Annotated in this window: 11 protein-coding genes; 7 read left to right on the forward strand and 4 right to left on the reverse strand. The window is 62.0% G+C overall.

The features are described 5' to 3' along the window. The first annotated feature begins 30 nt into the window (after positions 1-30). On the forward strand, positions 31-873 hold the full coding sequence (locus BXA01_RS04835; RefSeq protein ID WP_076563420.1) for an NAD-dependent protein deacetylase: 843 nt from the start codon (positions 31-33) through the stop codon (positions 871-873). Between the two features lie 86 nt (positions 874-959). Here BXA01_RS04835 and BXA01_RS04840 read toward each other — a convergent pair whose 3' ends face one another. Beyond that, positions 960-2576, reverse strand: a complete 1617-nt coding sequence (locus BXA01_RS04840; protein WP_076563421.1) for a L,D-transpeptidase family protein — start codon at positions 2574-2576, stop codon at positions 960-962. Positions 2577-2728: 152 nt separating this feature from the next. Here BXA01_RS04840 and BXA01_RS04845 point away from each other — a divergent pair, with 152 nt between their 5' ends. Beyond that, positions 2729-3442, forward strand: a complete 714-nt coding sequence (locus tag BXA01_RS04845) for a murein L,D-transpeptidase catalytic domain family protein (RefSeq protein WP_076563422.1) — start codon at positions 2729-2731, stop codon at positions 3440-3442. Here BXA01_RS04845 and BXA01_RS04850 read toward each other — a convergent pair. Then, complete coding sequence (locus BXA01_RS04850; RefSeq protein ID WP_016775167.1) at positions 3439-4059, reverse strand: cell wall hydrolase; 621 nt, start codon at positions 4057-4059, stop codon at positions 3439-3441. The genes BXA01_RS04845 and BXA01_RS04850 overlap by 4 nt on opposite strands. A gap of 198 nt (positions 4060-4257) precedes the next feature. Here BXA01_RS04850 and BXA01_RS04855 point away from each other — a divergent pair, with 198 nt between their 5' ends. The 5 genes from BXA01_RS04855 (at position 4258) to BXA01_RS04875 (ending at position 10524) form a co-directional block, all read left to right on the forward strand. Further along, positions 4258-5109, forward strand: coding sequence for a CAP domain-containing protein (locus BXA01_RS04855; RefSeq protein WP_076563423.1), 852 nt, complete (start codon positions 4258-4260; stop codon positions 5107-5109). 119 nt (positions 5110-5228) lie between these two features. Beyond that, positions 5229-6227 carry a GTP 3',8-cyclase MoaA gene (gene moaA / locus BXA01_RS04860; protein ID WP_016775169.1) on the forward strand — a complete coding sequence of 333 codons (999 nt, stop codon included), beginning with the start codon at positions 5229-5231 and terminating at the stop codon, positions 6225-6227. 25 nt (positions 6228-6252) lie between these two features. Further along, positions 6253-7152 carry a bestrophin family protein gene (locus BXA01_RS04865; protein WP_076563424.1) on the forward strand — a complete coding sequence of 300 codons (900 nt, stop codon included), beginning with the start codon at positions 6253-6255 and terminating at the stop codon, positions 7150-7152. A 575-nt stretch (positions 7153-7727) separates the two neighbouring features. Then, a complete protein-coding gene (locus tag BXA01_RS04870; RefSeq protein WP_076563425.1) occupies positions 7728-9092 on the forward strand; it encodes a glutamine synthetase family protein in 1365 nt (454 codons plus the stop codon). A gap of 148 nt (positions 9093-9240) precedes the next feature. Continuing rightward, entirely contained in the window at positions 9241-10524 is a 1284-nt protein-coding gene (locus BXA01_RS04875) for an NAD(P)/FAD-dependent oxidoreductase (RefSeq protein ID WP_076563426.1), read from the forward strand. Between the two features lie 128 nt (positions 10525-10652). Here the strand turns inward: BXA01_RS04875 and BXA01_RS04880 are convergent, their stop codons facing one another. Beyond that, the gene (locus tag BXA01_RS04880; protein ID WP_076563427.1) at positions 10653-11438 is read right to left on the reverse strand and encodes a DeoR/GlpR family DNA-binding transcription regulator; all 786 of its coding nucleotides are present in this window, start codon (positions 11436-11438) and stop codon (positions 10653-10655) included. A 186-nt stretch (positions 11439-11624) separates the two neighbouring features. Then, the gene (locus BXA01_RS04885; RefSeq protein WP_076563428.1) at positions 11625-12680 is read right to left on the reverse strand and encodes an AbrB family transcriptional regulator; all 1056 of its coding nucleotides are present in this window, start codon (positions 12678-12680) and stop codon (positions 11625-11627) included. Between the last annotated feature and the right edge of the window lie 10 nt (positions 12681-12690).

Raw genomic sequence — 12690 nt, forward strand, 5'->3', positions numbered from 1 at the left:
CGGGGCACTGCCCATTCTGGAGTGCTGAGCATGCTCGACAGCCCGATCCGCGAACATCTCGATACGCTGTTGCAGGCCATGGCCGACGATAAATTCCTGATATTGACCGGCGCCGGCATCAGCACGCCATCGGGCATTCCGGACTATCGCGACAGCGACGGCGTGCGTCGTGGGCGGCAGCCGATGATGTATCAGGAGTTTCTCGCCGCCCCGGAATCACGCCGGCGCTACTGGGCGCGGGCCATGCTCGGCTGGCCGCGCGTGCGAAAGGCCCGACCGAATGCGGCGCATGAGGCGCTGGCGACATTGCAACAGCGTGGCCGGATCAGCGCTTTGATCACGCAGAACGTCGACACCTTGCACGATCAGGCCGGCAGCCACGATGTGATCGAACTGCACGGCAGCCTGCATCGAGTGCTGTGCCTGGATTGCGGGCAGCGCAGCGAGCGCGACGCGATCCAGCAGCAGATGGAGACACACAATCCCTACCTGAGTGGTGTTGATGCGGTGCAGGCGCCGGATGGCGATACCTTGCTCGACCCGGCGTTTGAAGCGCGCTTCCGGGTACCGCAGTGCCCGCATTGCGCGGGTGAGCGGATGAAACCGGATGTGGTGTTTTTCGGCGAGAACGTGGCGCAGCCGACAGCCGCGCGGGCGCTGGCCGCTGCCGAGAATGCGGCGGGGTTGCTGGTGGTGGGATCGTCGTTGATGGCGTATTCGGCGTTTCGCTTGTGTCGGGTGATTGCCGAGCGTGGCAAGCCGTTGATGGCGATCAATCTGGGCAAGACCCGGGCGGATGATCTGCTCGATTTGAAGATTGAAGGGTCGTGTGAGGAGCTTTTGCCGTGGTTGGTGGAGGAGCTGGGTCGGTGAATTTTCGAGTATTGCGCTCGACTTGAGATTTGCCCCTCACCCTGGCCCTCTCCCGAGGGAGAGGGAACTGACCGAAGTGTTCTGGCTTAGTGCGCCCGATCCAGCCCCGCCAGCAATGCGCTGTCGTGGCTGTAGATGTCCGGCGCATAACGCACCTGGCCACTGCTGTCGACCTGCGCCGTCCAGTAGGTCATCAGGATCGGCACCGGCGCCGACAGGCGAAATTCATGGGTGCTACCGGTCGCCAGCAATGTCTCGGTGCGGGATTTTTCTGCCGGGGACAGCAGCAGATCGCGCAGTTGCAGCGGGTGCTCGACGCGCACGCAACCGGAACTGAACGCCCGTGGGCCTTTGTCGAACAGCGCCTTGCTCGGCGTGTCGTGCAGGTAGACCGAGAACGGGTTGGGGAAACGGATGACCATTTGCCCCAGCGGATTGCGCGGGCCGGCGTCCTGGCGCAGGAGGATGTTGCCCGGGTTGTCCCAGTCGATATCCGCCGCCGCCAGAGGCTGGCCGTTGGCGTCGAGCACTTGCAGATTCTGGCGGCTGAGGAAGGTCTGGTCCTTGCGGATTTCCGGCAGCTTGTCTTCCTTCCAGATGGTCGGCGGCACGGTCCAGGTCGGGTTCAGCGTCAGGCGGGTGACGCGGGATTTGAGCAGTGGCGTCTGGCGTTCGGCGCGGCCGACCTGGGTGCGGGTCTGCCACACCGGTTGACCGCCCTGATACAGCGTCAGCTCAGCGGCGGCCACGTTGACCACCAGCCCGCTGGGCTCCATGTCCTGGGCCATCCAGCGGAAACGTTCCAGATTGACGCGCAACTGATCGCGGCGGGTCAGCGGGCTGATGTTCAGCTCGGCTATGGTGCCCGGCCCGACCACGCCGTCAGCCTGCAACGAGTGACTGGCCTGAAAGTGCTTCACTGCCTCCACCAGCACGTCATCGTAGGCGTTGTCCGGTGTCACCAGTGCGTGTGCCAGATAACCTTCGTTGTACAGACGACGGGCCAGTTCCGGCACGCGCGGGTCTTCCATCGCCGGACGCAGCAACGGGCCGTTGCCCACCGGCTGCCATTGCGGCAACGCTTGCAAGCGTTGCGCGGCATACAGCTGACGCAGGCTTTGATATTGCGGCAGATGCGGACGGGCCAGGTCGAACGCCGCAGCAATATCGTTCATGCCCGGCACGGCAATGCTGAGCAATTGCGCCTGACGGTCGGTCGGCGGGCCGTCGACACGCCACAGCGGTTCGAAATGCGACTGCAACAGACGGCCGTAATGCAGATCCTGCAAGGCCTGCAGGTAGTTGCGGCTGATGTCGATGTCGGCACACAACTCGCCATCCTGCGGCGGCGTTGTGGCCACGGCATAGCGATTCGGATTCAACCCATCATCGGCCAACAGCTGCAATTGCGCGCGCAATGCCGGCAAGCGTGCCGACTCACTCGCCCACACCGGCATCCAGTCCTGCTGTTCATAAAACGCCTGCAACTGGCTCAACGCCGGGCCATTAAGGCGCGGAGCAATGGCCGGGCACGACTGCGCCAGGCTGATCAAAACTGCCTGCAACGGGCTGCGCGGCTCGACCGGCAATTGCGTTTCCGGCGTCGGCAGGGTTTCGAGCGGGGGCAGCGGCTCATCGGCGCAAGCGACAAACGGCGCAGCGAGCAAACAAATGCTCAAGTAGCATGCGTACTTTTTGAACAACTGCTTTACTCCAATCCATGGCCGTCCAGATGACGGTCAACCTTACATCAGGTGCGCTGAACAGTCAGGCTCGAACCGCGAGCCTGCGGGTATTGACTGGGAGTCAGGAGCCAAAGTGCCGTTTATGTAGCAAGTTGAGGACACTTTATAAAATGTTGACGTTTTTGCGCCGACTTCTGTTGAGCACCGCGACCCTTGTCGCCGTGACCAGCCCAGTATTTGCCGCCGGCAAGCCATCGCCGGTTCTCTACAACAGCCTCGCCCACGCCGCGCCGGAACTCAATCCCCAAGCGCTCAAAGGTGCATTGAACGCCATGCAATGCGCGGTCAACAACGGCGCGAAACCCTCGCGGCATCTGGCGATCATCGATTATTCGCAACCGTCCACCGAACGCCGCCTGTGGATCTTCGATCTGAGCAAAAAGAAGCTGGTGCTGCGCGACCTGGTTGCCCACGGCTCCAACTCCGGGGAAAACTTCGCCACGCAGTTTTCCAACCGTGAAGGCAGTTATCAGTCCAGCCTCGGCCTGTTCCGCACTCAGGAAAGCTACGAAGGTACTCACGGCTATTCGCTGCGCATGGATGGTCTGGAACCCGGTTTCAATGATCTGGCCCGTGATCGCGCGATCGTGATTCATGCTGCCAGTTACGTGAACCCGCTGTGGAGCAAGCGTCAGGGGCGAATCGGCCGCAGTCAGGGTTGCCCCGCCGTGCGGCCGCAGATCGCCAAACAGGTGATCGATCGCCTGAAGAACGGCCAGTTCATGTTTTCCTGGTATCCGGATCAACGCTGGTTGCAGAAGTCACCGTATCTGAACTGTCAGCCGCGGCAGGTGGCGAGCATTCTCAACACCCACGCCAGTTAACGCGCGTCGCCTCCGGCGGGTTTGTAGAAGAGGAACCTGCCGGTCTGCGCCGTGTTGCGATAGGCCTTGGCCCAACTCGGGTGCACGCCACGATCGTGAAAATACAGGGCACCGCGCGTGCGGTCCTTGAGCTGACGGTTCAATGCCTTGCCGGCGATTTCCTTGGCCAACGCGTATTCGGCGTCTTCCTTGACCTGATCGGGCTTGCCATCGCACCACCAGGAAAACTGGCAATTGCCGCTTTCCGATCCTTGCTTGACCACCGCGCACACCGTGTCGGGAAAGCCGTCGTGGCCGAGGCGATTCATCACCACACTGGCGACGGCTTCCATTTCCGGGGTGTCCTTGCCCTTGGCTTCCCAATAGATACTGCGCGCGAGACAGGTCAGCGGATCGTCCAGCGGCGCGGCGCCGGCCGGGTCCACCGCCTGCGCTTCGGTCGGGGTGATCGCCTCGGATTTCGGCGCCGGCGCGGCGCTGACTTTGTCTGCCGCTTTCTCTTCGAGCACCTCGGCTTTCTGTTCGGCCTTGGCCTCGATCGGCGCCTGCGCCCCGGCCCATGCTGCGCCGGTCAGAAAGATCCACAACAAACCGCCCGCCAAGCCTTTCGATCCCATGTCGATTCTTCCGTCAGCGCCCGCCCGGGGCAAGATGTTACGTCGGTGAGACGCCCGGTTTGCGGGGTCTTCGCAGAGTGTAGCGAGCAAATGCGCGGGCACACCAGCGCAGAAAAAAATCCGCCGCAAAGAAAAACACATTCACTCACCGGGGGCCTTTCGCGCATCATGGGCGCATTCAGCTCAAGGGAGATTTCCATGCGCTTCATGCCGTCCGTTTTGCGTTATGCCGCATTGTCGCTGGGCGTGGTGTTCGCCACCTCGGCGCTGGCCGCCGATGAACTGCAATTGATCGAGTCGATCAACAGCTATCGCAGCCAGCCCCAGCGTTGCGGCACGCAGGCGTCAAACGAGTTGCCACCGCTGTCGGCCGATCCACGGCTGCGCCTGCCGGCCAGCGGCGCGGTCGATCTGCAGCAGGCCATGACCAGCGCCCAGTACCCGATGGTCAACGTGCAGGCGATCACCCTCAACGGCCCGCGCGATGCGGCGTCAGCAATGAAGGCGATTCAGGAAAGCTTCTGTCAGGTGGTGCTCGATCCGCAGTTTGTCGATATCGGTGTCAACCGCGTTGACCGCGACTGGCGCATCGTTCTCGCGCGGCCGCTGCTGACGGCGAAACTCGGCGATGCACAAAGCGAAGGGCAAAAGCTGCTGGCGCAACTCAATACCGCGCGCGGCCAGGCGCGCCAGTGCGGCGGCCAGTCCTTCGCAGCGGCAGCACCGCTGGCGTGGAATGCCACGCTGGGCACTGTCGCTCAGGATCACAGCCGCGACATGGCCAACAACAATTACCTCGACCACAAGGACCGCGACGGCCGCACCCCAGGCGACCGCGCCGAGCTGTCCGGTTACAGTGGGCAACTGGTCGGCGAGAACATCGCCGCCGGGCAAGACACCGTAGGCAAGGTCGTCGACGGCTGGCTCGCCAGCCCCGGGCATTGCGCCAATCTGATGAATCCGCAATATCAGGAACTGGGCGCCGCGTACGCGACCGACCCGAAAAGCAACGCCGGCATTTACTGGACGGCAATGTTTGGCGCACCGTAAGGCATCATCGACGCCGTCAATCACTCGGTCAGCCAGAGTGATTGGACGGCATGGCGGGCGCAGCCTACCCTGCGCGATCTGCGCCCGCTGACGGCGCTCCACATCCACGAGGCGAGCCCATGACACAGCGTGAATTGATCGATGGTCACAACCGCCGCGTGGATTATCTGCGCCTGTCGGTCACCGACCGCTGCGATTTTCGCTGCGTCTATTGCATGGCCGAGGACATGCAGTTCCTGCCGCGCCAGCAGATCCTCACCCTCGAAGAACTGTTCCAGGTAGCGCAAAGCTTCGTCGCCCTCGGCACGCGCAAGATCCGCCTCACGGGTGGCGAGCCGCTGATCCGCCCCGGCGTCGTGCAACTCTGCGAACAGATCGCCGCCCTGCCCGGCCTGCGCGAACTGTGCCTGACCACCAACGGCTCGCAATTGGGCCGACTGGCCCAGCCGCTGTTCGACGCTGGGGTCAAGCGCCTGAATATCAGCCTCGACAGCCTCGATCCGCAGCGCTTCAAAGAGCTGACCCGCACTGGCGATCTGGCGCAGGTCATCGACGGCATCGATGCCGCCCGTGCCGCCGGGTTCACTCGCACCAAGCTCAACTGCGTGGTGATGCAGGGCCGCAACGATCACGAGATCAACGATCTGGTCAGTTTCGCCATCGAGCGTGATCTGGATATATCCTTCATCGAAGAGATGCCGCTGGGCGCGATCGCCGAACACAGCCGCGCCGAGTCCTTCTATTCCAGCGCGCAAGTGCGCGAACGCATCGCCGAACGCTTTACCCTGATCGACTCGACCGAATCGACGCAAGGGCCGTCGCGCTACTGGCGCGTGGCCGAAGCGCCGAACATTCGCCTGGGCTTCATTTCACCGCACAGCCATAACTTCTGCGGTACCTGCAACCGCGTGCGCCTGACCGTCGAAGGTCGCTTGCTGCTGTGCCTGGGCAACGAGCATTCGATGGACCTCAAAGCGGTGTTGCGCGCCCATCCGGGCCACCCGGAACGTCTGGAGAACGCGATCATCGAGGCGATGAAACTCAAGCCGTATCGACACAACTTCGAAGTCAACGACGACGTGCAAGTGGTGCGTTTCATGAACATGACCGGCGGCTGATTCGCCGCGCAACCGGGACCGCGAGATGATCGTTAGACCGAGACCCAATCAGTTGGCCGTGCTGTTCACCCTCCGAGGCTCGATCGCCAAACGCATCGCCGTGCGCACCTTGATGCTGACACTGCTGGCGGCGGCGATTGTGCTGATCGAACTACTGGTGCCGAGCTACTTCGCGCAGATCAATTCGACACCGTTCACCCTGCTCGGTCTGTCGCTGTCGATCTTCCTGAGCTTTCGCAACAACGCCTGTTACGACCGTTGGTACGAGGGCCGCAAGGCCTGGGGCGAAGTGCTGTTGCGGGTGCGCGCGGTGATGCGCGAAACCCAAGACCTCGATGACACCCGCCTGCGTGGGCAACTGTTGCGCAACCTGTGCGGTTTCGCCCACGCGCTGAATGCGCGGTTGCGTGGAGACAGTGAGGAGCAGGCCAGTGCCGACTGGGTCAGCCCGCCGATCGATGGGGCGGCGCCGGATCACTGCGGACAGATCCTTCATCAGCTCGGGCGCCAGTGTTCCGAGCTGGAAACGGCCGGTGTGCTGTCGCCATGGCGTTATCAATTGCTGGCCAATCACCTGACCTGCCTGAGCCAGGCCCAGGCCGTGTGCGACAGGATCAAGAACACGCCACTGCCCTTCCCTTACACCCTGCTGCTGCACCGTACCATCTACCTGTTCTGCCTGTTGCTGCCCTTCGCCATGGCGCAATCGCTGGGATGGTTGACGCCGCTGTTCACGGCAATTGTCAGCTACACCTTCTTCGGCTTCGACGCGATTGCCGATGAGCTCGAAGACCCGTTCGGGCGCGATGAAAACGATCTGCCGACCGATGCACTGGTGCGCACGCTGGAGCGCGATGTGCTGTACGAACTGGGCGTCTCGCCATTGCCCCCCGCGCCGGAGCCGGACGACTACGTGCTGCGCTGAATGGCTCAGCGGCAAACAACGAGATGGCCCGGCGCGTCCGCTCGGGACCGAGGTGCGGCCATTCGCGAGCAGGCTCGCTCCCCACATTTGAAATGCATTCTCCTGTGGGAGCGAGCCTGCTCGCGAAAAAGGCAACTCGGCCAATCAGCCCAAACGCCGTAAAGCGCCACCGACGAATCTTCCATTTACACGCGCGCAAATTCCCCCTTACTATCCGGGCACACCGGTCGCCGGGCCTGCCCAGCCGCCGACGCTTTCCGCCAACGGAAACACGCGTTATGAGTACGTCACCACAACAACCGCAAAGGTTGCACGTCTCTGCTGTACGCGCCCACTGCAACAGGGGCCGCGTATGAACCGCATCGTCAATCTGCCCATGGCCCTGCGCCGCTCCAAGCTGCGTCATTCCGCACGCCCGCCGGATATCGCCGTTCCTGCCTGATCGCGTGAGCTGAAACCGCGACAGTCAATTTCCCGATTTTCCTGATATCCCTGCCGGGACACCTACGCCTTTTTGTCGCGTCGTGTCCGGCCGAATCTGCGCGCCTGTGCGGCGCCATCGTGAGTGATTTGCCATGAAATTCGCAGCCATTGAAGACGCACGCCTGTTCCTCGAACAGAACCCCGATATCGACATGATCGAACTGTTCATTCTCGACGCCAACGGCGTGCCGCGCGGCAAGCTGTTGCATCGCGAAGAACTGCTCGCCGTGTATGAAAGCGGCCGACCACTGCCGAGCACCATCCTCGGCCTGACCGTACAAGGCGAGGACGTGGAAAACTCTGGACTGGTCTGGGATGTGGGCGACATCGACTGCCGCGCCTATCCGTTGCAAGGCAGTCTGGTGCGCCTGCCGTGGCGACAGATTCCGACCGCCGCCGTGCAGGTCAGCATGCACCCGAGCGAGGGCCTGCCGGCGAGCATCGCTGACCCTCGGCACCTGCTGATCAAGGTGATCGACGGACTCAAGGCCGAGGGTTTCCACCCGATCATGGCCTGCGAGCTGGAGTTCTATCTGCTCGACGCCAAACGCGATCACAACGGCCGCCCGCAACCGGCGCGGGACGCTGACGGCGGGCGACCGCGACACACGCAAGTCTATGGATTGCGCGAGCTGGAACAGATCGAGCCGTTTCTCGCCGACCTTTACAGCGCGTGCAAACTGCACGGCATTCCGGCGCGCACGGCGATCTCCGAATACGCCCCGGGGCAAGTGGAAATCACCCTCGAACACGGCGATGCGCTGGAGGCGATGGATCAGGCGGTACGCTACAAACGTCTGGTCAAAGGCGTGGCGCACAAGCACGGCATGCAGGCGACGTTCATGGCCAAGCCGTTCGATGATCTGGCCGGCACCGGCATGCACATGCACGTCAGCCTCGCCGATGCCGAGGGGCGTAATCTGTTCGCCTCTGAAGACCCGGCCGGCACACCGCTGTTGCGCACGGCGATCGGCGGCATGCTCGCCTCCCTGCTCGATTCGCTGCTGCTGTTCTGCCCCAACGCGAACTCTTACCGGCGTTTCCAGGCCAACAGCTACGCGCCACTGGCGCCGACTTGGGGTGTCGATAACCGCACGGTCAGCCTGCGCGTACCCGGCGGCCCGGCCCCTACGCGACACATCGAACACCGCATCTGCGGTGCAGACGCCAACCCGTATCTGGCAGCGGCAGCGATCCTCGCCGGCATTCACCGTGGCATTCGTGAAGAGCTGGATCCGGGTGCCCCGGTCGAGGGCAATGGTTATGCCCAGGCGAAAGAACTGCTGCCGACCGATTGGCTGACGTCGTTGCAGGCGCTGGAAAATTCCGCGTGGGCACGGGAGGCGTTGGGGCAGGAATTCCTTGGGGTGTATCTGGCGGTGAAGCGTGCCGAGTATCGGCAGTTCATGGCTGAAGTGGGTGAGCAGGATTGGCGGTGGTACCTGACCGAGGCCTGATTCCTTACCACCAACCCCTGTGGGAGCTGGCTTGCCAGCGATGAGGCCGGCACATTCACCATCGGCGGTGACTGACAGTTCGCTATCGCTGGCAAGCCAGCTCCCACAGGAATTGCACTTCGATTTCAAAATTTGTGTGGACCCCGACATGACCATTCGCTGCAATTCCTACTACACCGCCACCCTCAACCGCGACACCGACTACCCGACCCTGCAAGGTCGGCACAAGGTCGATGTGGTGATCATCGGCGGCGGTTTCACTGGCGTCGCCACCGCCGTCGAGCTGGCGGAAAAAGGCCTGAAAGTCGCCATCGTCGAAAGCCACAAGATCGGCTGGGGCGCCACCGGGCGCAATGGCGGGCAAGTCACCGGCAGCCTTTCCGGCGACGGCGCGATGCGCAAACAGATGCGCGCGAAACTGGGCGATGACGTGGACGATTTCATCTGGCATCTGCGCTGGCGCGGGCATGAAATCATCCGCGAGCGCGTCGAGAAATATGCGATCCAGTGCGACCTCAAACACGGCCATTTGCACGCGGCGTACAAGCCGAGCCACATGGTCGATCTGCGCAAGGATTACGACGAAGCCGTGCGTCGCGGATTGGGCGATGAAGTGAGCCTGCTCGACCGCAGCCAGGTTCGCGACCTGCTGCAAAGCGAGCTCTACCACGGCGCAATCAAGAACACCCGCAACATGCACCTGCACCCGCTCAACCTGTGCATTGGCGAAGCACGCGCAGCCGAAAGCCTGGGCGCGCTGATCTTCGAAAACAGTGAAGTGCTGGAGATCATCCACGGCGACACACCTGGCGTGCGCACCGCTCACGGTCAGATCGACGCCAATCAAGTGATGCTCGCCGGCGATGTCTATCACAAGCTCGAACCGGGTCAGCTCAAGGGCAAGATCTTCCCGGCCATGGGCGGCATCGTCACCACCGCGCCGCTCGGTGATCTGGCGCAACAGATCAACCCCGAAGACCTCGCCGTGTACGACTGCCGCTTCGTCCTCGATTACTACCGGCTCACCGCCGACGGCCGTTTGCTGTTCGGCGGCGGCGCCAACTACAGCGGCAAGGATTCGCGCGACATCGCTGCGGAACTGCGCCCGTGTATCGAGCGCACGTTCCCGGCGCTAAAAGGCGTGCCGATCGATTACCAGTGGAGCTGCGCGATGGGCATCGTCATCAACCGCATCCCGCAACTGGGCAAGCTCTCGGACAACGTCTGGTATTGCCAGGGCTACTCGGGACACGGCATCGCCACCACACACATCATGGGCGAGATCATGAGCCGCGCGATCACCGGGCAAATGGAGCAATTCGACACTTTCGCCGCGTGCCAGCACATTCGCGTGCCAATGGGCGACCTGCTGGGCAACCCGTTGCTGGCGGCGGGGATGTGGTATTACCAGATGCTCGAGCGGTTGCGCTGAATTTACTGGCCCTATCGCTAGCAAGCCAGCTCCCACAGTGTCCGTGGCGTACCCAAAATTCATGTACACCGCAAAAACTGTGGGAGCTGGCTTGCCAGCGATGAGGCCATCAGTCCCACCACAAAATTTCAATCCGGCAACTGCTCCACCACAATCCCCAACCGCCGATAATCCTCGACATTCCCCGACCCGGGATGCCGCTCGGTAATCAACCTATGCAGGCGCGTACACGGCGCGACCACAAACGGCTCCACCGCGCCCAGCTTGTCCGCCGTAGTCACTGCAATCACCCGCGTTGCACTGTCGAGCATCGCCTGTTTGATCGGCACTTCATCGAAATGCAGCGAGGTAATCCCGACCTCGGGATGAATCGCACACACCCCGGTAATCGCCAGATCCGCCTTGATTCCGGCCAGCAGTCGCAGCGCTTCCTGACCACTGGCCGACATCGAATGCGGATTCAATTCACCGCCCGCCAGAATCACTTTCACGCCTTTGTATTCGGACAAGGCAATCGCCGTCAGTGGGGAAGCGGTCACGGCGGTGATGCGGATGTTGGGGGGTAGCGCGCGCGCCACCTGCAACGTGGTCGAGCCGGAATCGAACAGCACAATCTGCCCGTCCTCTATATGCTGCGCCGCCAATTGCGCCAGACGTACTTTGACCTCGTCGGTCTCATCCAGGCGGGTGAAGTAATCTTTGCCCGAGTCTTTCGGTCGCGGCAACGCCCCGCCATGCACGCGCTGCACCAGCCCGGCGCTGTCCAGTTCGGCAAGGTCGCGGCGGATAGTGTCTTCGGACACCGCGAAATGCTGGCTCAGCTCGGAGGCCATGACCTTGCCGTCACGTTCGAGAAGCAAAAGGATTTTCTGCCGGCGCAGGGACGGCAATTCGGCGATGGAGTGGTCGTGCATGTTTATGCCTGTTTGTGCTTGTAGTTGCAGGTTTCAGCGACACTAGCGAAAGTCTCAGGCAAATACAAACGCAGCGGCTATCAATGCTTTCGATCATTGGAATCAACACGGCGAATTTTTTCTTTGCGCTGCGCCTGTTCACAATGGCCACACTCTCAAAAGCTCAGGATGAACAGCCCATGAATCTCAATTTCGCCTTCGCCTGCATGATCGTCGTGTCATTCGCGATTGCCTTGGGCCACGCCTGACCTGCACCAACAACGCCGGGGCAAAATGCAGCAGCACCATCCGGCTCAGATGATGCGTCAGGATAAACACCACATTCAGCCCGCCGCCAAACGCGACAATCGCAATCGTCTCGATCGCGCCCGGCATGTACGCCAGCCACAGCGCCAGAGGATCACTGCCCAGCCAGCGCGCAGCTACCTCGGCAAACGCCGCTGCGACGACGATCATCAAGCCGACCGAAACCAAAGCGGTACGCCCATGACGCGCCAGCTCTGCGATGCCCAGCCCCTGAAACCGTGAGCCGATACGCACGCCAAGAATCAGTGCGGCCAGGTTCAAACTCCACTCCGGCATGTGAAAGCCGTGCAGCCATCCCGACTTCACAAACACAGCAGTGATGATGATCGCAGTGAGCATGAACGGCGCCGGGACGCCGATCAGCAACAGCAGGCGGCCGAGCAATACGCTCAGCGCGACGACAGAGAACGCGGTCAGCGCCATGCCTGTGGTCAACGGATCGCTGACTACTTCAGCCACCGCTGCTTGCCCGGGAATGAGCAAACTCACCAGCACGGTGATCAACAGCAGTCGCATCAGATGCACGATGATGACTTTGCTCGAAGCCTTTTCCGACTCAAGCAAATCGAACACTGCGGCCAATGCGCCGGGATACACCGCCAGCAGTGCATCGGTGCGATTCCAGCCGGCACCGCGTGTCAGCCACCATCCGGCGAGTGCAATTTGTACGGTCAAGCAGATCAGCAACACGCCAAGGCTGGGCAGCATCGTCGTCGCCGTTTCGCTGTCCCATGCTTCGAACATCAGCCCGGTGGCGATGCCCAGCGTGACCTGGATGTAGCCCAAGCCATAAGGAGTTGCCGGGGCGATGCCGGTTTTGCTGGCAAACAACGCAGTAACGACAATCGAGCCCAACAGCAAGCCGTGAGGCACGCCTTCAAACTGCAACAACGCGCCGAAACCGGCCGCAATCAACAAGCACACAATGGATTTCATAGTTCGCCTT

The sequence above is a fragment of the Pseudomonas sp. B10 genome, assembly GCF_900156235.1.
Lineage (GTDB): Bacteria > Pseudomonadota > Gammaproteobacteria > Pseudomonadales > Pseudomonadaceae > Aquipseudomonas > Aquipseudomonas siliginis.